At 73.0% G+C, this 20,979-nt stretch carries 19 protein-coding genes and 5 tRNA genes; 8 read left to right on the top strand and 16 right to left on the bottom strand.

Annotated features, from left to right (window positions below):
* The first annotated feature begins 127 nt into the window (after positions 1-127).
* Both ACFYR0_RS30435 and ACFYR0_RS30430 read left to right on the top strand, forming a co-directional pair.
* Complete coding sequence (locus ACFYR0_RS30435) at positions 128-1,966, top strand: HSP90 family protein (protein WP_389335119.1); 1,839 nt, start codon at positions 128-130, stop codon at positions 1,964-1,966.
* Entirely contained in the window at positions 1,963-4,959 is a 2,997-nt protein-coding gene (locus ACFYR0_RS30430; protein WP_389335116.1) for a tetratricopeptide repeat protein, read from the top strand. The genes ACFYR0_RS30435 and ACFYR0_RS30430 overlap by 4 nt, the downstream gene beginning before the upstream one ends.
* A gap of 351 nt (positions 4,960-5,310) precedes the next feature.
* Here ACFYR0_RS30430 and ACFYR0_RS30425 read toward each other — a convergent pair whose 3' ends face one another.
* A complete protein-coding gene (locus ACFYR0_RS30425) occupies positions 5,311-7,023 on the bottom strand; it encodes a DAK2 domain-containing protein (protein WP_389335113.1) in 1,713 nt (570 codons plus the stop codon).
* A 247-nt stretch (positions 7,024-7,270) separates the two neighbouring features.
* Here ACFYR0_RS30425 and rpmB point away from each other — a divergent pair, with 247 nt between their 5' ends.
* Complete coding sequence (gene rpmB / locus ACFYR0_RS30420) at positions 7,271-7,456, top strand: 50S ribosomal protein L28 (protein WP_003993230.1); 186 nt, start codon at positions 7,271-7,273, stop codon at positions 7,454-7,456.
* 132 nt (positions 7,457-7,588) lie between these two features.
* Here the strand turns inward: rpmB and thiD are convergent, their stop codons facing one another.
* Together thiD and ACFYR0_RS30410 are read right to left on the bottom strand one after the other, a co-directional pair.
* Entirely contained in the window at positions 7,589-8,416 is an 828-nt protein-coding gene (gene thiD, locus ACFYR0_RS30415; RefSeq protein ID WP_389335110.1) for a bifunctional hydroxymethylpyrimidine kinase/phosphomethylpyrimidine kinase, read from the bottom strand.
* Positions 8,413-9,378 (bottom strand): thiamine-phosphate kinase, encoded by a 966-nt coding sequence (locus ACFYR0_RS30410; protein ID WP_386378076.1) that lies wholly within the window; start codon positions 9,376-9,378, stop codon positions 8,413-8,415. The genes thiD and ACFYR0_RS30410 overlap by 4 nt, the downstream gene beginning before the upstream one ends.
* 206 nt (positions 9,379-9,584) lie before the next feature.
* On the opposite strand from ACFYR0_RS30410, the gene ACFYR0_RS30405 reads away from it, so the two are divergent.
* Positions 9,585-9,818, top strand: a complete 234-nt coding sequence (locus ACFYR0_RS30405; protein WP_037677600.1) for an Lrp/AsnC family transcriptional regulator — start codon at positions 9,585-9,587, stop codon at positions 9,816-9,818.
* Between the two features lie 20 nt (positions 9,819-9,838).
* Positions 9,839-10,351 carry a DUF3515 domain-containing protein gene (locus ACFYR0_RS30400; RefSeq protein WP_389335105.1) on the top strand — a complete coding sequence of 171 codons (513 nt, stop codon included), beginning with the start codon at positions 9,839-9,841 and terminating at the stop codon, positions 10,349-10,351.
* Between the two features lie 475 nt (positions 10,352-10,826).
* On the opposite strand, the gene ACFYR0_RS30395 is transcribed toward ACFYR0_RS30400, so the two are convergent.
* The 3 genes from ACFYR0_RS30395 to ACFYR0_RS30385 form a co-directional block, all read right to left on the bottom strand.
* Positions 10,827-11,984 carry a D-alanine--D-alanine ligase family protein gene (locus ACFYR0_RS30395; protein WP_389335101.1) on the bottom strand — a complete coding sequence of 386 codons (1,158 nt, stop codon included), beginning with the start codon at positions 11,982-11,984 and terminating at the stop codon, positions 10,827-10,829.
* 92 nt (positions 11,985-12,076) lie between these two features.
* Complete coding sequence (locus ACFYR0_RS30390; RefSeq protein ID WP_389335098.1) at positions 12,077-13,096, bottom strand: NAD(P)H-dependent glycerol-3-phosphate dehydrogenase; 1,020 nt, start codon at positions 13,094-13,096, stop codon at positions 12,077-12,079.
* Entirely contained in the window at positions 13,093-13,863 is a 771-nt protein-coding gene (locus tag ACFYR0_RS30385) for a lysophospholipid acyltransferase family protein (protein ID WP_389335095.1), read from the bottom strand. The genes ACFYR0_RS30390 and ACFYR0_RS30385 overlap by 4 nt, the downstream gene beginning before the upstream one ends.
* A 189-nt stretch (positions 13,864-14,052) precedes the next feature.
* On the opposite strand from ACFYR0_RS30385, the gene cofC reads away from it, so the two are divergent.
* Both cofC and ACFYR0_RS30375 read left to right on the top strand, forming a co-directional pair.
* Positions 14,053-14,691, top strand: coding sequence for a 2-phospho-L-lactate guanylyltransferase (gene cofC / locus ACFYR0_RS30380; protein WP_389335092.1), 639 nt, complete (start codon positions 14,053-14,055; stop codon positions 14,689-14,691).
* Positions 14,692-14,700: 9 nt separating this feature from the next.
* Entirely contained in the window at positions 14,701-14,904 is a 204-nt protein-coding gene (locus ACFYR0_RS30375) for a hypothetical protein (RefSeq protein WP_389335089.1), read from the top strand.
* A gap of 118 nt (positions 14,905-15,022) precedes the next feature.
* Here ACFYR0_RS30375 and ACFYR0_RS30370 read toward each other — a convergent pair whose 3' ends face one another.
* The 4 genes from ACFYR0_RS30370 to leuC form a co-directional block, all read right to left on the bottom strand.
* A complete protein-coding gene (locus ACFYR0_RS30370; protein WP_389335086.1) occupies positions 15,023-15,658 on the bottom strand; it encodes an HU family DNA-binding protein in 636 nt (211 codons plus the stop codon).
* Between the two features lie 137 nt (positions 15,659-15,795).
* Positions 15,796-16,026, bottom strand: a complete 231-nt coding sequence (locus ACFYR0_RS30365) for a hypothetical protein (protein WP_389335083.1) — start codon at positions 16,024-16,026, stop codon at positions 15,796-15,798.
* 266 nt (positions 16,027-16,292) lie between these two features.
* Entirely contained in the window at positions 16,293-16,886 is a 594-nt protein-coding gene (gene leuD / locus ACFYR0_RS30360) for a 3-isopropylmalate dehydratase small subunit (RefSeq protein WP_389335080.1), read from the bottom strand.
* A 6-nt stretch (positions 16,887-16,892) separates the two neighbouring features.
* Complete coding sequence (leuC, locus tag ACFYR0_RS30355; protein ID WP_389335077.1) at positions 16,893-18,317, bottom strand: 3-isopropylmalate dehydratase large subunit; 1,425 nt, start codon at positions 18,315-18,317, stop codon at positions 16,893-16,895.
* A 188-nt stretch (positions 18,318-18,505) separates the two neighbouring features.
* Here leuC and ndgR point away from each other — a divergent pair, with 188 nt between their 5' ends.
* Entirely contained in the window at positions 18,506-19,222 is a 717-nt protein-coding gene (ndgR, locus tag ACFYR0_RS30350) for an IclR family transcriptional regulator NdgR (protein WP_015036427.1), read from the top strand.
* Between the two features lie 381 nt (positions 19,223-19,603).
* Here the strand turns inward: ndgR and ACFYR0_RS30345 are convergent.
* The 6 genes from ACFYR0_RS30345 to ACFYR0_RS30320 form a co-directional block, all read right to left on the bottom strand.
* Positions 19,604-19,676 (bottom strand) — tRNA-Glu (locus ACFYR0_RS30345).
* 28 nt (positions 19,677-19,704) lie between these two features.
* Positions 19,705-19,776, bottom strand: a tRNA-Gln gene (locus ACFYR0_RS30340).
* Between the two features lie 20 nt (positions 19,777-19,796).
* Positions 19,797-19,869 (bottom strand) — tRNA-Glu (locus ACFYR0_RS30335).
* Between the two features lie 62 nt (positions 19,870-19,931).
* Positions 19,932-20,004 (bottom strand) — tRNA-Glu (locus ACFYR0_RS30330).
* 21 nt (positions 20,005-20,025) lie between these two features.
* Positions 20,026-20,097: transfer RNA gene (locus ACFYR0_RS30325), tRNA-Gln, on the bottom strand.
* Positions 20,098-20,188: 91 nt separating this feature from the next.
* Positions 20,189-20,920: an HAD family hydrolase gene (locus tag ACFYR0_RS30320; protein WP_389335074.1), complete on the bottom strand. Its 732-nt coding sequence runs from the start codon at positions 20,918-20,920 to the stop codon at positions 20,189-20,191.
* Positions 20,921-20,979 lie beyond the last annotated feature (59 nt).

The following is a 20,979-nucleotide window of genomic DNA, read 5'->3' as shown; positions in this document are numbered from 1 at the left end:
CCTGGTCAGACGGCTCGTCCGGGCCCTAGGATGACCAGCCCGGCCATCTCCTCCCCGCGGCCGCCGCCCCGACCCCGGTGCCGCCCGACCCCGCGCCGTCGTTCCTCCCCCCTCCGGCGCTGCGACGATGGACTCCCAGACCTCACAGTCACCCCAGCCGTCCCAGACACCTCACACCTTCCAGGTCGACCTGCGCGGTCTGGTGGACCTGCTGTCCCATCACCTCTACTCCAGCCCCAGGGTCTATCTGCGCGAGCTGCTGCAGAACGCGGTGGACGCCGTCACCGCCCGGCGCGCCGAGCAGCCCGGGGCCCCGGCCCGGGTGCGGCTGCACACGGACCGCGAGGGCGGCACGGGCCTGCGGGTGGAGGACTCCGGCATCGGACTGACCGAGGCCGATGTGCACGGTCTGCTGGCGACCATCGGCCGCAGCTCCAAGCGCGCGGAGGGCCTCCAGGCGGTCCGCTCCGACTTCCTCGGCCAGTTCGGCATCGGCCTGCTGGCCTGTTTCGTGGTGGCGGAACGCATCAGGGTGGTCAGCCGCAGCGCCCGTACGCCCGACGCCCCTCCGGTGGAGTGGACGGCGCGCGACGACGGCTCCTACACCCTGCGGACCCTGCCGCACGAGGCCCGCCCCGAACCGGGCACCACCGTGCACCTGGTGGCCCGGCCCGGCGCCGCCGAGTGGCTGGCCCCGCGGCGGGTGCTGGAGCTCGCGCGGGACTTCGGCGCTCTGCTGCCGTACGACGTGCGGGTGGACGGCGAGGCCGTCACCGACCTGCCGGCGCCCTGGGACCGGCCCTACCCCTCCCCCGCCAACCGCCGCGTGGCCCTCGCCCGGCACTGCCACGGGCTGTTCGGGTTCACGCCGCTGGACGTGGTCGACCTCTCGGTGCCGCTGGCCGGGATCCGCGGGGTGGCGTACGTGCTGCCGACGGCGGTGAGCCCCGCCCAGCGCGCCCGCCACCGTGTCCACCTCAAGGGCATGCTGCTCACCGAGCGGGCCGAACAGCTGCTGCCCGACTGGGCGTTCTTCGTGCGCTGTGTGCTCGACACGGACAGTCTGCGGCCCACCGCCTCGCGCGAGGCACTGTACGAGGACGAGACCCTGGCGGCCGTACGGGAGGCGCTCGGCGCCCGCGTCCGGGCGTGGCTGACCGACCTCGCGGCCGGGGACCCCGAGCGGCTGTCGGCGTTCCTCGGCGTGCACCACCTCGGCGTGAAGTCGCTCGCCCGGCACGACCGCGAGATGCTGCGCACGATGCTGCCGTGGCTGCCGTTCGAGACCACGGACGGGCAGCTGTCGCTGGAGGAGTTCGCCCAACGGCACCCGGTGGTGCACTTCACGCGGACCGTGGAGGAGTTCCGGCAGGTCGCGCCGATCGCCTCCGCGCAGGGCATCGGCGTGGTCAACGGCGGCTACACCTACGACTGCGAGCTGGTCGAGGCGCTGCCGTCGGTGCTGCCGGGCACCTCGGTGGCCGAGCTGGACGCGGACACGGTGAGCGCGCACCTGGACCGTGTCGACCCGGCCGAGGAGCCGGCGCTGGCGGACTTCCTGGCCGTCGCGCGGTCGGTGCTCGACCCGCTCGGCTGCGACGTCTCGCTGCGCGCCTTCCATCCGCTGTCGGTGCCCGCGCTGCATCTGGACGACCGAGCCACCCGTCATGAGCGGGCCCGTGCCGAGGCCGAGGCGCGGGCGGACGAGCTGTGGGCCGGCATCCTCGGCTCGCTGCGCGGCGGGGCGCCACGCGCGCGTGTCGTGCTGAACCATCTCAACCCGCTGGTGCGGCGCATCAGTTCGCTGAAGGACCCGGCGCTGGTGGGCACCGCGGTGCAGTCCCTGTACGGGCAGGCGCTGCTGAGGGCACAGCGCCCGCTGCGGCCCGCCGACTCGGCGCTGCTGAACCGGGCGTTCATCGGCCTGCTGGAGTGGGCCACCCACGAGGAAGGCGGCCACGCATGAGTGGCGTAGGGGACCTGGGCGGCCTGCGGCTGGCGCTGGAGGACAACGCGGGGCAGCCCGAGGGGCCGGCCCGCAACGCGCGCGCGGAGCAACTCGTGCGCGAGGCCGAGCGGCTGGGCGATCCGGCGGCGCTGGTCGAGGCGCTGGCGCATCACGTACGGGTGGGCAACTACAGCTCCGAGAAGGACCGGGTGTTCGTGCCGTTCACCCGGCTGCTGGGGCTGTGGGACGAGCACCCCGAGCACTTCGGCGAGGCGGAGGCGCACTCCCTGCACTGGTTCTTCAAGTGGATGTCGGCGGGGATGCTCGACCAGGTGGACATCCCGCTGGCCTCGATCGAGAAGTGGCTGGGCGAGATGGAGCGCCGCTACCGGCTGGCCGGGTACTCCGACCGCGCGGTGCGTGCCTCGGAGCTGTCGGTCGCCGCGCACGTCGGTGACACGGAGCGGGCCGAGCGGGCGTTCGAGGCGTGGCTGGGCGCCGACCGGGACGACATGGCCGACTGTCACGCCTGCGAGCTGAACGGGCAGGGCTGGTGGCACGCGCAGCGCGGCCGGGACGCGGAGGCGCTCGGCGCGTGGGCGCCGGTCCTGGAGGGCGAGTACGTCTGCGCGCACGAGCCGCACAACGTCCTGGCCTCCTCGCTGCTGCCGCTGCTGCGGCTGGGCCGGGTGGCTCAGGCCCGCACGAACCATCTGCGGGGCCTGCGGCTGGTCCGGCCGCTGGAGAGCATGCGTTCCGCGTACGCCGACCATGTGGAGTTCTGCGCGCTGACCGGCAACGAGGCGCGCGGTCTCGAGCTGCTCGCGGAGCGGCCCGCGTACTTCGACGGGGCCGGGCATCCGCGCAGCAGGCTGGAGTATCTGAGCACGGTCGCGCTGCTCATGGACCGGCTGACCGCGCTCGGTCTGGGCGAGGGGGCCGTGCCGGGGCCGCCGGGCCGCGAGTGGACCGCGCGCGGGCTGGCCGCTCACGCGCGGGAGAGCGCCCTGGCGCTGGCGGCCGGGTTCGACGCGCGCAACGGCACGTCGCACATCGGTGAGCGCACGCGCGCGCGGATGGGGCAGGCCCCGCTGGCGGAGCGGCTGCCGCTCGGGGTGCGGGCGGCCCGCCCGGCGCCGGTGCGCGGGCCGGAGCCGGCCGTGGCGGACCGCGGCGCGCCGAGGGGCGCCCCCACCGCGGAGCCCGGTCCGGCCGCCCTGCTGGCCCACGCCCGGCAGCTGTCCGAGGCGCTGCGGCCGAACGCCATGGAGGCGTGGGCGGCCGCAGCGCGGGCCTGCGAGGAGGCCGAGCTGGACGTCCGCGCCCGCGCGGAGCTCGCCGACCACCGGGCGATGGGACAGGGCCCCGAGGGCGCGGCGCTGTTCGAGCGGGCGGCGGACCTCTACGCCGAGGCGGGCGACCCGGGCGAGTCCCTTGCGGCACGCACGCGTGCCGCCTACGTCCGTGCCCTGGGCGGTGACGTCGAGGGCGCCCTCGCCTCCGTCGCCGGGCCCTACGAGCAGGTCCTCGCGCTGTACGCCGAGGACGCGACCGGCGTGCGGCAGGCCGCCTCGGTCCTGATGGGCAGGGCGCGGGTGCTGATGCGCCGGGCGCAGGAGGCCGTGGAGCGCACCGGTGCCGTACCGGCGCCCGGGGTGCTCGCCGCGGCCCGGGAGGCCGTGACGGAGGTGCTGGCGCTGGTCGACGGGCGCGGCGACGGCGACGTACGGCTGGCGGCACGGGCGGCCGAGGCGCGGGCGATGCTGGCGGACCTGGCGGCGCACTCCGGTGAGCCGGCGCGGGCGGCCACGCTGTTCGAGCGGGCCGCGGCGCAGTTCGTGGCGGCCGGGCTGCCGTGGTTCGCGGTGGAGTACGAGGCCCGGCTGGCCATGCTCGCCCACCAGCTGGAGGACGTGGACGGGGCCGAGCGTGCGCTGCGGGCGGCCCTGGAGCACGGCGGGCCGTATCTGGAGCCGCCGGGACGCGCCCAGCTGCATCTCCAGCTCGCCGAGGTGCTCGGGGGGCGCGACGAGGTCGACGAGGCGGCCCGGCACGCCCTGGAGGCGGCGCACTGGGCCGACGAGGCGGGCGACGCGGCGTTCGGCGCGTGGGCCCGGCAGATGCTCGGCGGGTTCCTGCTGCGGCGGGGCGGCTGGGCCGAGGCGGCCGAGGTGCTGGAGTCGGCGCTGACGGACCTGTCGCCCGAGGTGCACGGCGACGGCGCGGTGGTGCAGACCCTGTGGTGGCTCGGGGACTGCCTGAGCGAGCTGGAGGAGCACCGGGAGGCCGCGGAACGATGGCTGCGGGCCGCCGAGATCGCCCGGCACTGGCCCGAGCAGCAGGACCACGCCACGCTCGCGCATCTGGCGGGCGAGGCCCTGGGGGCCGCGGGGCTGCCCGCCGAGGCCGACAGCGCGTACGCGCGCGCGGGTGCCCTGTGGCGCGAACTGGGCGACCCGCACGGGCTGGTCCGCTCGCTGCGCGCCAGGGCGTGGCTCGCGCTGGGCGCACGGGACGGGGCGGACGGGGGCGGGCCGGCAACCGGGTCCGCGGAGGCGGCCGTGCGGTGGATGGAGGAGGCCGTCGAGGAGTGCGCGTCGGCTCTCGACACGGCGGGCGGCGAGGACTCCCGGCGGCTGCTGACCACCGAACTGGGCGACACCCACCGGCAGTTCGGCGATCTGCTGGCCAAGGTCGCCGAGCGGGAGGCGGCCGGCGGGAACGGCGCCGGGTTCGAGGCGGCGCTGGCCCGGCTGCTGGAGGCCGTCGCGGTGTTCGCCGCGCTGGGGGACCTCGGCGTGCACGCCCGCACGGACGCCGAGCTCGCGGCCGGACGGCTCGCCCTCGGCCTCGGCCGCCCCACGGAGGCGCGGGCCCGCGCGAGTGCCGTGCTGGCGGCCTACGCGGCCTTCGGCCCCGCTGCCGACTCCGCGTCGCGGGACACGGCGGGCGAACGGGTCGGCGAGGCGGAGAGGCTGCTGCGGCTGGCACGGGAACGGGAGCAGAACTGACGGCTGCGCACCGGGCGGGGGCGGTGTCAGGAGCGCGTGCCGCCGATCCACGCGTGCGTGCGCACCGGGCGGGGCCCCGTGTCAGCGGCCCGCGCCCCCGCACCACGCACGCGTACCCGCCGCGCACGGACGGCGACCCCCGACCGCATGACCCACCACACGCGCGTACCCACCGGGCAGGCCCCGTGTCAGGGGCCCGCGCCCCCGCACCACGCACACGCACCCACCGCGCACGGACGGCGACCCCCTGTCCGTACGCCGCCCCACGCGCGCGTGCCCGCCGCGGGCGGACCGGGAGCGTCAGCGCGGTCCCGCCGCACCCCGGACGGGGACCCGCAACCAGGAGGCTGTCTACTCCACCCCGATGAGCAGCAGCGCCCCCTGGCGTCCGCCCCGGTAGACGACCGTGTCGACAGCGAGGTAGGTCTCGCGCACGCGTGCCTCCAAGCACTCGGCGATGTCCTCGGGGGCCTCGTCGCCCAGGACGAGGGTGACCAGCTCGCCGCCGGCCGCGAGCATGCGGTCCAGGACGGTGCGGGCCGTGTCGTTGACGTCGGCGCCGATCACCGCGACATCGCCGTCGATCAGCCCGAGGACGTCCCCGGCCTGGCAGATCCCGGCCGAGGTCCAGGACTCGTGCTCGGCGAGGGTGACCTCGGCGTACCGGGTCGTACCGGCCGCGGAGGTCATGGCCACGACGTCCTCGTCGAAGCGGCGCTCCGGCTCGTGCACGGCGAGGGCGGCGATGCCCTGGACCGCCGAGCGCGTCGGGATCAGCGCCACCCTGATGCCCTCGGCGCGGGCCTGCTCGGCCGCCGCGGCGGCGGTGTGGCGCAGGTCGGCGTCGTTGGGCAGCAGCACGACCTCGCGCGCGTGGGCGCACCGTACGGCGTGGACGAGCTCGCCGCTGGCGGGCGGCTCCCCGGGCCGGGCGAGCACGGCGGTGGCCCCCGCCTCGGTGTAGAGCCCGGCCAGGCCCTCGCCGGGCACGACGGCGACCACGGCCCGCTGGGCCCGCTCGCGCGGCGGGCGCTCCCCGCGCGTGGTGTGCACGTCGTCCAACCCGAAGTGCGTGATCCGGATCCGGTACGGCCGCCCGGCCTCGACACCCGCCTCCACGGCGGCTCCGGCGTCGTCCACGTGCACGTGCACGTTCCACAGCCCGTCGCCGCCGACCACGACCAGGGAGTCGCCCAGCGCGTCCAGCCGGTGCCGCAGACGGGCCACGGCCTCGTCGTCGGCCTCCAGGAGGTAGATCACCTCGAAGGCGGGGCCGTCCTCGGGACCGCCGTCCGCGCACCCCACGGGACCCTCGGCCGCCGGGGAACCGCCCACGCGCGCGTGGGCCGCCGCGGCCGCCTCCTCCTCGTGGGCGCGTGCCCCGTCGGAGGCCGCCGTCGGCGACTCCCCCGTGAACGTCTCCACCAGCGCTCCGAGCACCGCGACCAGCCCGCACCCGCCGGCGTCCACCACCCCGGCCCGGCGCAGGACCGAGAGCTGGCCCGGAGTGGCGGCGAGGGCCGCGCGGGCACCGTCGTAGGCGGCGCGGGCCACCTTGCCGCAGTCGCCCTCGGCGCCCCCGGCCGCGTCGGCGGCGGCCGAGGCGACGGTCAGCACGGTCCCCTCGACGGGATGGGCGACGGCCTGCCGGGCGGAGTCGGCGGCCCGGCGCAGGGCGAGCCCGAGGCCGGGGCCGTCGGTGTGAGGTGTCGCCGCGTCGGCGGCCAGCACCTGGGACATGCCGCGCAGCAGCTGGGCGAGGATCGTGCCGGAGTTGCCCCGCGCCCCGATGAGCGCGCCGTGGGCCATCGCCCGGACCGCGTCGGCGAGCGAGGGGCCGGCCGGGCCCTGGCGGCCTGCCGCGTGACCGTCGAAGACGGCCTCGACCGCCGCGGCGGCGGACTCCACCGTCAGGTAGAGGTTGGTGCCCGTGTCCCCGTCCGCGACCGGGTAGACGTTGATCGCGTCGATCTCCTCGCGCGCGTGCCCGAGCGCCCGCAGCGCCAGCCCGCACCAGGTGCGCACCGCGAGAGCATCGAAGAATGTCTGCGGCACCTGCGCCACCTGCGCCTCCCTGACATGCTGGACGTGGACGCAGCGTAGACCTCGGGCCGGTGCCCACCGGAAGAGGGCCGGGAGCGAGCCCCTGAGCTGCCATGGTAGTTTCGTTGAACGGGAGCAGCCGTTGTATGCTGCTCCGGTTGCCCGATCCACATCGGGCTCTCTCCTGGCAAAGCCACTCAGATCCCTGATCTCGATCCCGGCCTGCCGGGACCATCCGTAAGTGCATCTGAAGTCTTTGGAGTGACCCGTGGCTGCCAACTGCGACGTCTGCGGCAAGGGGCCGGGCTTCGGCAACAACATCTCGCACTCGCACCGCCGTACGTCCCGCCGCTGGAACCCGAACATCCAGCGTGTGCGTACCGTGGTCGGCGGGACGCCGAAGCGCGTGAACGCTTGCACCTCGTGCATCAAGGCCGGCAAGGTCTCGCGCTGACGCAAACTCCCCCACTCTCGACTCCGTTCGAGCGGGGGGACCCCCATCCGCGCGCGGCCACTGCTGGTTCGCTGCACAGAGCCGGTCCATCTCACGGTGGGCCGGCTTTTTGCCGTGCCCTCTCGGACCGGCTCACCGGCGCCCCGGAGGGCAGCCCCTGAACCGCCACCCGTGATCCACCGGGCCGATCCCCGCCCCGAGCGCGAATCCGGCGGCGATGGCGCCGGTGACGTACTCCTTGGCCGCCGTGACGGCCTCCGGCACGGGCAGGCCCCGCGCGAGCCCGCAGGCGACAGCCGAGGCGAGCGTGCAGCCCGTGCCGTGGGTGTGCCGGTTGTCGTACCGGGGCGCCCGCAGCCAGTGCTCGGCGGAACCGTCGGTGAGCAGGTCCACGGCCTGGCTCACGCCCGCCCGCCCGGCGCCCCCGGGCAGATGCCCGCCCTTGATCAGCGCCCAGCGTGGCCCGAACTCCAGCACGGCCGCCGCGGCCCGTCGCATGTCGTCCTCGGACTCGACCCGTACGCCTGTGAGTTGGAGCACCTCGTCGAGGTTCGGGGTCGCCACGGTGGCCGCCGGCAGCAGCTTGGTGCGCACCGAGTCCAGCGCGGAGGCGGCCAGCAGCGGGTCGCCGTGCTTGGAGACGCCGACCGGGTCCACCACGGCCGGCGCGTCCGTGCCGGAGATCAGCTCGGCGACCGCCTCGACCAGTTCCGCCGAGGCCAGCATGCCGGTCTTCACGGCCTGTACGCCGATGTCTTCGACGACGCTGCGGTACTGGGCCCGCACCGCCTCCACGGGCAGCTCCCAGGCCCCCTGCACGCCGACGGAGTTCTGCGCGGTCACGGCGGTGAGCACGCTCATGCCGTGCACCCCGTGCGCGAGCATCGTCTTCAGGTCGGCCTGGACGCCCGCGCCGCCGCCGGAGTCCGAACCCGCGACCGTGAGCACCCGGGGGATCACGACTCTCCGTCCCCGAAGTGGTCCCAGCCGCCCTTGCTCGTCCACGGGGCCCCGTCGACGGTCACCTGCGGCAGCGCGGAGGGGTTGAGGACCTCGCCGATGACCTTCCAGCGGGCGGGCAGCTTCACGTCCGGCGGGAAGGTCGCCACGATCGCGTGGTCCTCTCCCCCGGTGAGCACCCACTGCATGGGGTCGACGCCGACGGCCTGACCGATGTCGTTCATCTGCGAGGGCACGTCGATCGCGCCGGAGCGGATGTCGATACGGACCTTGCTGGCCTCGGCGATGTGCCCGAGGTCGGCGATCAGCCCGTCGCTCACGTCGCACATCGCGGTCGCGCCGAGCCCCGCGGCGGCCGGACCGGCGTGGTACGGCGGCTCGGGGCGGCGGTGGGCCTCCACGAAGGCGCGCGGCGAGCGGAAGCCGCGGGAGAGCACCGCGTAGCCGGCCGCGGACCAGCCGAGCCAGCCGGTCACCGCGACGAGGTCGCCGGGCTGGGCGCCGGCCCGGGTGACGGGCTCCTGGTTGCGCAGATCGCCGAGCGCGGTGATCGACACCGTGATGGTGTCGCCGCGTACGACGTCCCCGCCGACCACCGAGGCGCCCGCGACCTGGCACTCGTCGCGCAGGCCGTCCATCAGCTCGCTCGGCCAGGTGACCGGGAGCTCGGCGGGGACGACGAGGCCGAGCAGCAGCGCGGTCGGCACGGCGCCCATGGCGGCGATGTCCGCGAGGTTCTGGGCGGCGGCCTTGCGGCCCACATCGTAGGCGGTGGACCAGTCGCGGCGGAAGTGCCGGCCCTCCAGCAGGATGTCGGTGCTGGCCACGACCCGGCGGTCGGGCGCGGCCACCACCGCGGCGTCGTCGCCGGGGCCGACCCGGACCGCCGGGGTGGTGGTCAGACGGGAGGTGAGCTCCCTGATGAGCCCGAACTCGCCGAGCTCACCAACAGTGCCCTTCATCGGCCTATCGCCCCTTCTCTCCCTGTGCATGCCAGGTCGCGAGCCAACTCTGCCCTCGTTACGGTCGTGATGACCGTCAACTTCTGTCGTGCCTGCGCCCCGGCGCGCGAGCTCCGGTACCCGCAGGTCTCCCCGCGGCGAGCGGCGACGCGATACCGTGGCGTTCCTTTTCCCCACATGATCCTCGTGGCCGCCCTGGAGGTTCCGTGGTACAGGCGTACATCCTGATCCAGACGGAGGTCGGCAAAGCGTCGACCGTCGCCGAGACCATCAGCAAGATCCCTGGTGTCGTCCAGGCCGAAGACGTGACGGGCCCCTACGACGTCATCGTCCGCGCCCAGGCCGACACCGTCGACGACCTGGGCCGCATGGTGGTCGCCAAGGTCCAGCAGGTGGACGGGATCACCCGTACCCTGACCTGCCCGGTCGTCCATCTGTAGCCCCCGTCTACCCTTGGCCGGTGCACTCTCATCGTCACCGGCTCATCGGCCTGCCCGCGCTCGCCCTGCTGTTCGCCGCCACCGGCTGCTCCACAGGGGACGACAGCGCGTCGGCGGCGGTTCCCGAGCCCGGCACGAAGGTCGCCGGGCTGTGCCGGGACCTGGACGAGGTGCTGCCGGCCGAGGTGGGCGGTGCGCGCCGGGCCGATCCCGAGCCGGTGTCGGCGCTGACCGCGGGCTGGGGTGACGACCCGGCGATCATACTGCGGTGCGGGGTGCCACGACCGCCGAAGATGGTCTCTCCCGAGGTGGCCGAGGGGCGCGATCCCGACGCCGTCCCGGGCGGGGTCGAGGGGGTCGACTGGCTGATGGAGACGCGGCCCGGAGGTGTCTACCGCTTCACCACGGCCAATCGGGAGGCGTATGTCGAGGTCACCGTGCCGTCGGGGGTCGACAGCTCGGGCGTGCTGATCGACTTGGCGTCCGCGGTGAAGCGGACTGTGCCTTGGCGTAAGGGGTACTTGGCGCCGTAGCGGTGCGGGGCGCTCCGCGGACTCGCCGTCGTGCGTGGCTTGTCGCGCTCGCGCGGCGGTAGCGCGGATTCGACTGGGCGCCGCGGTCGCCTGCCCGGGCGGTATCGGGAGCTTGCGCCTCGCGCCGTAGGGGTGGCGGGGTGCTGCGCGACTCGCCGTCGTGCGTGGCTTGTCGCGCTCGCGCGGCGGTAGCCGCGGATTCGACTGGGCCCCGCGCCCCCAAGGGGTTGGTCGCCTGCCCGGGCGGTGTCCGGGGCTTGCGCCTTGCGCCGTAGGGGTGCGGGGCGTTGTGCGGGCTCGGCCCTGTGCGTGGCTTGTCGCGCAGTTCCCCGCGCCCCTAGGGCGTTGCCGTGCGGTCGGGCCCGTGTCCTGGGGCGTTGGTGCCGTTGGGCGGGAGCCCTGCCTGGGGGCGTTGCCGTGCGGGCGGGTGCGTGCCCTAGGGGGTTGCCGTGCGGGCGGGCGGGTGCCCTGGGGGTCAGCGGAGGCCTGTGGGGCGGCGTAGGGCTGCCTCGATCAGGCGGTCGACGAGCTCGGGGTACTCGATGCCGGTGGCCTGCCACATCGCGGGGTACATCGAGATGGGCGTGAAGCCGGGCATCGTGTTGATCTCGTTGATCACGAACTCCCCGTCCTCGGTGAGGAAGAAGTCCGCGCGGACCAGGCCCTCGCAGGAGGCGGCGTCGAAGGCGTCCACCGCGAGGCGCTGGACCTCGGCGGTCTCCTCGGGGGTGAGGGGGGCCGGGACGATGCCGGGGGTGGAGTCGATGTACTTGGCGTCGAAGTCGTAGTAGGCGTGCGCGTCCGGCGGCGGGATCTCGGCGGGGACCGAGGCGCGCGGACCGTCCTCGAACTCCAGGACGCCGCACTCGATCTCACGGCCGTGCACGGCGGCCTCGACCAGGATCTTCGGATCGTGGCGCTGCGCCTCGGCGATCGCCTCGTCCAGACCGGAGAGGTCGTCGACCTTGGTGATGCCGATCGAGGAACCCGCGCGCGCGGGCTTCACGAACAGCGGCCAGCCGTGCTCGGCGGCGAGGTCGACGATCTTCTTGCGGGCGCCCGGCTCGTCCTGCTGCCACTCGCGGGGCCGGATCACCACGTACGGGCCGACCTTGAGCCCGAAGGAGGTGAACACCCGCTTCATGTACTCCTTGTCCTGCCCGACCGCCGAGGCGAGCACGCCCGCGCCGACGTAGGGGACGCCGGAGAGCTCCAGAAGACCCTGGAGGGTGCCGTCCTCGCCGTAGGGGCCGTGCAGGACGGGGAAGACGACGTCGACCTCGCCGAGGGCCTTGGGCACCGATCCCGGCTCGCTGTAGACGACTTCACGGCTGGCGGGATCGACGGGGAGCACGACGCCGCCCTCGCCGGACTCGGCCAGTTCGTCGACGCTGGGCGTACGGCGGTCGGTGATCGCCATGCGCTCCGGCTCGTCGGCGGTCAGCGCCCACCGGCCGTCCCGGGTGATGCCGATCGGCAGGACGTCGTACTTCGTCCGGTCGATGGCCTTGAGGACGGCGCCGGCGGTGACCACGGAGATCCCGTGTTCGGAGCTGCGCCCGCCGAACACGACGGCCACCCGCGGCTTGCGGGCGGCCTGCTGGGGGGTCTGGGGGAGGTTCTCGGTGCTCATATCGCGTTGAGGGTACCCGCTGGTACCGGCTTCGTCAGTGCCCGCCGCCCGCTGTCGCTCAGCGTCGCACGGACGGTCGCTCCCTGTCGTGATCAGCGGCGCTCCGCCTTGGCGCTGCGCGACATCAGCTCCTTGAGGGCGACCACCGGCGGCTTGGCCTCGTGGACGATGCCGACGACCGTCTCGGTGATGGGCATGTCGACGCCGTGCCTGCGGGCCAGATCCAGCACGGACTCGCAGGACTTGACGCCCTCGGCCGTCTGCCTGGTGACCGCGATGGTCTCCTGGAGGGTCATGCCCCGGCCGAGGTTGGTGCCGAAGGTGTGGTTGCGGGACAGCGGCGAGGAGCACGTCGCCACCAGGTCGCCCAGCCCCGCGAGACCGGAGAAGGTCAGCGGGTCGGCGCCCATCGCCAGACCCAGCCGGGTCGTCTCGGCGAGACCGCGGGTGATCAGCGAGCCCTTGGCGTTGTCGCCCAGGCCCATGCCGTCGGCGATGCCCACGGCGAGCCCGATGACGTTCTTCACGGCGCCGCCCAGCTCGCAGCCGACGACGTCGGTGTTGGTGTACGGGCGGAAGTACGGCGTGTGGCAGGCGGCCTGGAGCCGCTGCGCGACCGACTCGTCGGTGCAGGCGACCACGGCCGCCGCCGGCATCCGGGCGGCGATCTCCCGGGCCAGGTTGGGCCCGGTGACCACGGCGACGCGGTCCGGGCCGACCTTGGCGACGTCCTCGATCACCTCGCTCATCCGCATGGTGGTGCCGAGTTCGACGCCCTTCATCAGGGAGACCAGGACCGTGCCCGGGGCCAGCAGGGGCGTCCACGCGGCGAGGTTCTGCCTCAGCGTCTGGGACGGCACGGACAGCACCGTGAAGTCGGCGCCGGCCGCGGCCTCGGCGGGGTCCGTGGTGGCCCGCACGTTCTCCGGGAGCTCCACGCCCGGCAGGTAGTCCGGGTTGAACCGGGTGGAGTTGATCGCCTCGGCGACCTCGGGGCGGCGCGCCCACAGGGTGACCTCGCACCCCGCGTCGGCGAGCACCATGCCGAAGGCCGTGCCCCACGAACCGGCACTGAAGACCGCCGCCTTGACCGGCCTGACCGCCTTGCTCACTTGCCCTGCCCTTCCGCCTGCCTGCCGTGGTTCTGCGCCTCGGTGCGCCGCCGCTGCTCGATCCGCTCGCGGCGCGGGTCGTACGGCGCCTCGGGCGCCTTCTCGCCGCGGATCTCCTCCAGCAGGCGGGTGATGGCGGCCATGATCTCCTCGGTGGCCTCCTTGAGCACGTCCGCGGACATCTCGAGGCCGTAGAACCGGGAGAGGTCCACCGGCGGGCCCGCCAGCACCCGGTGCGTCTTGCGCGGCAGCGGCTCGGGCTTCTTCGCGTAGGGCGGCAGCAGTTCGTTGCAGCCCCACTGGGCCACCGGGATCACCGGGCACCGGGTCTGGAGGGCGACCCGGGCCGCGCCGGTCTTGCCGGTCATGGGCCAGCCGTCGGGGTCACGGGTGAGGGTGCCCTCGGGATAGAAGGCGACGCATTCGCCGCGTTCCACGGCGGCGATCGCGGCGCGGAACGCGCTGAGCGCGTCGGTGCTCTCGCGGTACACGGGAATCTGTCCGGTGCCCCGCATCGCGGCGCCGACGAATCCCTTCCTGAAAAGCCCGCTCTTCGCGAGGAATCGCGGAACGCGCCCGGTGTTGTACTGGTAGTGGGCGTATCCGAAGGGGTCGACGTGCGAATTGTGGTTCACCACGGTGATAAATCCACCGTCGGCCGGAATGTTCTCCATTCCACGCCAGTCCCGCTTGAGCAGAACCACCAGCGGTGGTTTGCAGATCACCGCGGCGAAGCGGTACCAGAAGCCGATTCTGCGGCGCGGCACGCGAGCACCTTCCTCTAGGGCCTGGGGGGCCGCACAAGTGTCGCCCCAGGTCGCCGGTCTGTCGAGAACACCGTACGCCCGCCTGTCTCCGGTCACCGCCCCCGTGTACGGCCGCGCGCCCCCGCCCGTACCGGAACGCGCCGGAACCGGCAGGTGACAATGGCCCGGACTAGAGAGGGACACACACGCGTGCAGTGGACGTTGGTCATTCCCCTGAAGCCCCTGGCGCAGGCCAAGAGCAGGCTCTCGGACACCGCCTCGGACGGGCTCCGGCCGGGTCTGGCCCTCGCGTTCGCGCAGGACACGGTGGCTGCGGCGCTGGCCTCGGCCGCGGTGCGCGGTGTGGCGGTCGTCACGGACGACGCCCTGGCCGCGCGGGAGCTGGCGGCACTGGGCGCACGGATCGTCCCCGACGAGCCCCGAGGGGGCCTGAACGCCGCGCTGGCGTACGCGGAGGCGGTCGTACGCAGTTCGCGGCCCGAAACCCCGCTGGCGGCCCTGAACGCCGATCTGCCGGCCCTGCGCCCCGCCGAATTGACGCGGGTCCTGGACGCGGCGGCGGAATTCCCGCGCGCTTTTCTCCCGGACGCGGCCGGAATCGGCACCACGCTCCTCGCCGCGGCCCCCGGGCGGGATCTGCTCCCGGCGTTCGGCCCCGGTTCCCGGGCCCGCCACCGCGCGTCCGGCGCGACGGAACTCCTGCCGTCCGCGGTGGATTCCGTACGGCAGGACGTGGACACGGGCGACAATCTGCGCGCGGCGCTGGCGCTCGGCGTGGGCCCGCGTACGGCGGCCGCGGCCGCGCGGCTGCTGACGTCCGGGCAGTAAGCTGCGCCCATGCAGGCGACCGCATACACGTACGACGCCGAGACGCGCAGCGGACAGGTGCTGCTCGACGACGGCACCCCCGTCTCCTTCGGCACGGCCGCGTTCGACGCGGGCGGGCTGCGGCTGCTGCGCCCCGGTCAGCGGGTGCGGATCGAGACCGAGGGCGAGGGCGAGTCCCGCCGGATCACGCTGATCACCCTCCAGACGCTCTGAATCCACGGCCCCCGGGCGGCCGCCGGGACTCCCGAGGCCGTCCGGAGGCCGTGCAGAACGCCGCGGGCCGGGCTCCCTGGGGAGTCCGGCCCGGCGCGTGAGTGCCCTGTGAGGTCGCCTACTTGCGGGCGGTGGTCTTCTTGGCGGTGGTCTTGCGCGCCGTCGACTTCTTGGCGGGGGCCTTCTTGGCGGTGACCTTCTTCGCCGGGGCGCTCTTGGCGGTGGTCTTCTTCGCCGCGGTGCTCTTCGCGGCCGCCGTGGTCTTCTTGGCGGGGGCCTTCTTGGCGGTGGTCTTCTTCGCGGCCGCCGTGGTCTTCTTGGCGGTGGTCTTCTTCGCCGTGGTCTTCTTCGCGGCCGCCGTGGTCTTCTTGGCGGTCGTCTTCTTCGCGGCGGCCTTCTTCACCGTGGCGGAGGCGCCTCCGGTCAGGCTGCCCTTGGGCGCCTTCTTGACGGCGACCTCTCCACCGCGAGGCAGCTTCTTCGAGCCGCTGACCAGGTCCTTGAAGCCCTGACCGGCACGGAAGCGCGGGACGGACGTCTTCTTGACCCGAACCCGCTCGCCCGTCTGGGGGTTGCGGGCGTAGCGAGCAGGACGCTCGACCTTCTCGAACGAACCGAAACCGGTGACCGAGACCCGGTCGCCGGCGACGGTCGCACGGACGATGGCGTCCAGGACCGCGTCGACAGCGTCGGCGGCCTGCTGGCGGCCGCCCAACTTGTCGGCAATCGCTTCTACGAGCTGCGCCTTGTTCACGTCTTCCCCTTCGGAGACATCGCCAGAACGAAAGTGTTCAAGCTTTTTCGCACGTTAGGCAGATATATACCGCAAATCAAACACGAAACGGGCTTATCACCCTTGTGCCGCAACGGACTCGGCCGCACCGGGCTTGTTCAGCTGTCCTCTTCGGGGAGTCGACCCTCGACGAGGTCCGTGTTGAACCGCTCCAGACGCCTTGCCGCATCGGCGAGATCGTGCTTGGCCGCGGCCGTAATGACCAGCAGCTTCCGGGTCAGCGCCATCCGTACGCCCTCCGGGACTTGCAGTGCGCGCACGTTTGAGTGCGCTTCCTTGAGTCGGACCGCGACCGCCGCATAGAGCTCAAGTTGGCCGTCGTGTTCCATGCACAGATTGTGCCATCTGGGGCGAGTTGTCGCCTGCCCGGGGGGCAACTCACCTCCCGACGCGCCGCCCGAACTCCCGCCGCCGTCACGGTCCGAGGGCACGCCTACCCGGGCAACCACGCCTGTAACCAGGGAAGTTGACAAGGCGGGCCGAGGGTGCGCACAGCCGTACGAGTGTGAAAACAGCTGTACCCCCGATCGGGGTGATCGGGGGTACAGCGGGGTTTTCGGGTGGCCAGAATTCGACCCCGTTCAGGGGGCCGGGGTCAGATCTGGAGGGTCCGCGGCTTGTAGGAGGGGCGCTCCGCCTCGTACGCCGAGATGTCGTCCTCGTTCTGGAGGGTGATGGAGATGTCGTCCAGGCCGTTCAGCAGCCGCCAGCGGGAGTTCTCGTCCAGCTCGAAGGAGGCGGTGACGCCCGAGGCGCGCACCTCGCGGTTCTCCAGGTCGACCGTGATCTCGGCCTCGGGGTCGCTCTCGGTGAGCTCCCACAGCGCGTCCACGATCTTCTGCTCCAGGACGACCGTGAGCAGGCCGTTCTTCAGGGAGTTGCCCCGGAAGATGTCGGCGAAGCGGGCCGAGATCACGGTCTTGAAGCCGTAGTTCTGGAGCGCCCAGACGGCGTGCTCACGGGAGGAGCCGGTGCCGAAGTCGGGGCCGGCGACCAGCACGGAGGCGCCCTGCCGCTCGGGCCGGTTGAGGATGAACTCCGGGTCCTTGCGCCAGGCCTCGAACAGACCGTCCTCGAAGCCGTCCCTGGTCACCTTCTTGAGCCAGTGAGCAGGGATGATCTGGTCGGTGTCGACGTTGGAGCGGCGCAGCGGGACGGCCCGGCCGGTGTGCGTGGTGAATGCTTCCATTGCTGATCAGACTCCAGCGGGCGTGACGGCGTCGGACAGGTCGGCCGGGGAGGCCAGGTGGCCCAGGACGGCCGTGGCGGCCGCGACCTGCGGCGACACCAGGTGCGTACGACCGCCCTTGCCCTGCCGGCCCTCGAAGTTGCGGTTGGAGGTGGACGCGGAGCGCTCACCGGGGGCCAGCTGGTCGGGGTTCATGCCCAGACACATCGAGCAGCCCGCGTGCCGCCACTCGGCGCCGGCGTCCTTGAAGACGACGTCCAGACCCTCGGAGACGGCCTGGAGACCGACCCGCGCGGAGCCGGGGACGACCAGCATCCGTACGCCGTCGGCGACTTTGCGGTCCTTGAGCAGCTCGGCGGCGGCCCGCAGGTCCTCGATGCGCCCGTTGGTGCAGGAACCTACGAAGACGGTGTCCACCCTGATCGAGCGCAGCGGCTGTCCGGCCTCCAACCCCATGTATTCCAGGGCCTTTTCGGCGGCGAGCCGCTCCGAAGCGTCTTCGTACGAAGACGGGTCGGGGACGGACGCCGAAAGCGGCGCGCCCTGGCCCGGGTTGGTGCCCCAGGTGACGAACGGCGACAGCGCGGCGGCGTCGATGACGACCTCGGCGTCGAACTCGGCGTCGTCGTCGGTGCGCAGCGTCTTCCAGTACGCGACGGCGGCGTCCCAGTCGGCGCCCTCGGGGGCGTGCGGACGGCCCTTGAGGTACGCGAAGGTCGTCTCGTCGGGGGCGATCATGCCCGCACGGGCGCCGGCCTCGATCGACATGTTGCAGATGGTCATCCGGGCCTCCATCGAGAGCTTCTCGATGGCCTCGCCGCGGTACTCCAGGATGTAGCCCTGGCCGCCGCCGGTGCCGATCCGGGCGATGATCGCCAGGATCAGGTCCTTGGCGGTGACACCCTCGGGCAGTTCGCCGTCGACCGTGATCGCCATGGTCTTCGGGCGGGCCAGGGGCAGCGTCTGGGTGGCCAGCACATGCTCGACCTGCGAGGTGCCGATACCGAAGGCCAGCGCGCCGAAGGCGCCGTGCGTGGAGGTGTGGGAGTCGCCGCAGACGACGGTGGTGCCCGGCTGGGTCAGACCCAGCTGCGGTCCCACCACGTGGACCACGCCCTGCTCGACGTCGCCCAGCGGGTGCAGCCGGACACCGAACTCGGCGCAGTTCTTGCGCAGGGTCTCCAGCTGGGCGCGGGAGACCGGGTCGGCGATGGGCTTGTCGATGTCGAGGGTGGGGGTGTTGTGGTCCTCGGTGGCGATGGTCAGGTCGAGCCTGCGCACCTGGCGGCCGCTCTTGCGGAGGCCGTCGAAGGCCTGCGGGCTGGTCACCTCGTGCAGCAGGTGCAGATCGATGTAGAGGAGGTCGGGCTCGCCCTCGGCGCGCCGGACGACGTGGTCGTCCCAGACCTTCTCCGCGAGTGTCCTACCCATCGCTTTCCCTCCGGCCGGCAAGAGGTGCGCCGGCCCAACTAGAGATCCGAGGTGGCGGCACCCGCACCCCTGATCCGGGCACCAGCCGCCGGGCCCGTTCGGTGCGCGGGCCACTGTGCATCCAAGGGTTGCGCGTTCTGGAGAAAATTGAACTTGCGTTTCACAGAGTGAGACGCGAGTATCGTTGCATGGACAACAGTAGCGGCGTCGGCGTTCTGGACAAGGCGGCCCTCGTCCTGAGCGCTCTGGAGTCCGGTCCGGCCACCCTCGCGGGTCTGGTCGCGGCCACCGGACTGGCACGACCCACGGCCCACCGCCTGGCCGTGGCTCTGGAACACCACCGCATGGTGGCACGCGACATGCAGGGCCGTTTCATCCTCGGTCCGCGCCTCGCGGAGCTGGCCGCGGCGGCCGGTGAGGACCGTCTCCTCGCCACGGCGGGCCCGGTGCTCACCCACCTCCGTGACGTCACCGGCGAGAGCGCGCAGCTCTACCGCCGCCAGGGAGACATGCGCATCTGCGTCGCCGCGGCGGAGCGCCTGTCCGGACTTCGGGACACCGTCCCGGTCGGCTCGACGCTCACGATGAAGGCCGGCTCCTCGGCACAGATCCTCATGGCCTGGGAGGAGCCCGAGCGCCTGCACCGCGGTCTCCAGGGCGCCCGCTTCACGGCGACGGCCCTGTCGGGCGTACGGCGCCGCGGCTGGGCCCAGTCCATCGGCGAGCGCGAGCCGGGCGTGGCCTCGGTCTCCGCGCCGGTGCGCGGCCCCTCCAACCGCGTGGTGGCCGCGGTCTCCGTCTCCGGCCCCATCGAGCGCCTCACCCGCCACCCGGGCCGGATGCACGCCCAGGCCGTCATCGACGCCGCGGCCCGCCTCTCCGAGGCCCTCCGCCGCACCGGCTGACCCACACCCCGCCCCGCCTCCCCCACAGGGACAGAGCAGCCCCAACGCCGCGGCAGCCCTGTCCCTGTTCCACTGCCCCCGTCAGCCTCGGAGGAAATCTTGGAGGCGCGGGGGCTCGGACAAACAGTTCGCTCCTGAGGCCGTGAGCAACACCACCCCCTAGGGGCGCGGGGAACTGCGCAAACCCGGACCCGGACAGACAGCCCCCTCCAGACGCCGTGAGCAACACCCCACCCCAGGGGCGCGGGGAACTGCGCGACCAGCCCCACGACGCCAACACACAGCACTCCACACGGAGTTGACACCCGAGCCGACCCCGCGGAGCGCACCGCACCAGCACGAAGAAAGGCCCCCCGCCGAAGCGAAGGGCCTTCCAGGATGTACCCCCGACCGGATTCGAACCGGCGCTACCGCCTTGAGAGGGCGGCGTGCTAGGCCGCTACACAACGGGGGCATGAGCACTGCGTTTCCGCAGGCCCGAGCTGGTCTACCTGGACTCGAACCAAGACTAACTGAACCAGAATCAGTCGTGCTGCCAATTACACCATAGACCAATGTGGTTTAGACCAGTCAGTACCCCCGACCGGATTCGAACCGGCGCTACCGCCTTGAGAGGGCGGCGTGCTAGGCCGCTACACAACGGGGGCCCTAGCGATCCTGCATCGAGGTCGGCGGGAGCTACCCGAACCGTCCTCGCGGGAAGGATCTGTACCCCCGACCGGATTCGAACCGGCGCTACTGCCTTGAGAGGGCAGCGTGCTAGGCCGCTACACAACGGGGGCTTTGCAGATAAGCTCTGCGAGCTGGCCTACCTGGACTCGAACCAAGACTAACTGAACCAGAATCAGTCGTGCTGCCAATTACACCATAGGCCACTGGAACTCAAGCCCCCTGCGGGGTTCTCGTTCTAGTTCGCTCCTCGGGGCTTCGGCCTTTCGGCCCGCGTCCCTCGGCGCAGGAAGAACATTACCCGAAGGTGTCCGGGGCTCCAAAACGGGTATCCGAGCCGAGGACGTCCGGGAGTTCGGCGAGGCTCCTGATCCGGTGACCGCCGGGGGGCGCGTCGCCGGCGGCACAGGCTCCGTCACGGTCGATCCACACCGAGAGCAGCCCCGCCTCGGCTGCCCCGCGCCCGTCGATGTCCGGATGGTCACCGACGTAGGCGACCTGGTGCGCGGGCAGCGACATGGCCTCGCAGACCGCGTAGAACGCGGCCGCCTCCGGCTTGGAGACGCCCAGCTCGGCGGCGCACAGGATGGTCTCGAAGCGGTCGTGCACCCCGAGCGTCCGCAGCTTGCGGTCCTGCACGATCAGGCTGGAGTTGGAGAGCACCCCGTGCCGGTAGCGGCCGGCCAGGACGTCGAGGGCTGGCACCACGTCCGGGAACAGCGCCCAGGCCGTCTCGTAGTGAGCCACGTAACGCTCGAACCAGTCGTCCGCCTCGGCGTCCGTCATCTCCCGGCCGAGGAAGACCCGCACCCGGTCCCGGCGCTGTCCCCGGAAGGTCGTCCCGCCCGCCGAGAAGCGTGCCCACTGGGCGTCGGTGACCTCGCGCCAGCGCACCAGCGCCGCCCGCGCTCCCCCGAAGTCCTCCAGCAGCCCCTCGGCGGCCAGATGCGCCCGCATGCCCTCACGGTCCGCGGTCGAGTAGTCGAACAGCGTGTCGTCCACGTCCCAGACCACGGCACGGATGCTCATGCTCCGACCGTAACGCCCCGGGCCCGTTCCCGGGGCGGATACGGCGAAGCGGCCCGGCC

This window comes from Streptomyces sp. NPDC005017 (assembly GCF_042873115.1).
Classification (GTDB): Bacteria; Actinomycetota; Actinomycetes; order Streptomycetales; family Streptomycetaceae; genus Streptomyces.
Note: the sequence above shows the minus strand (reverse complement) of the source record. Positions and strands in the feature narration are given on the sequence as shown.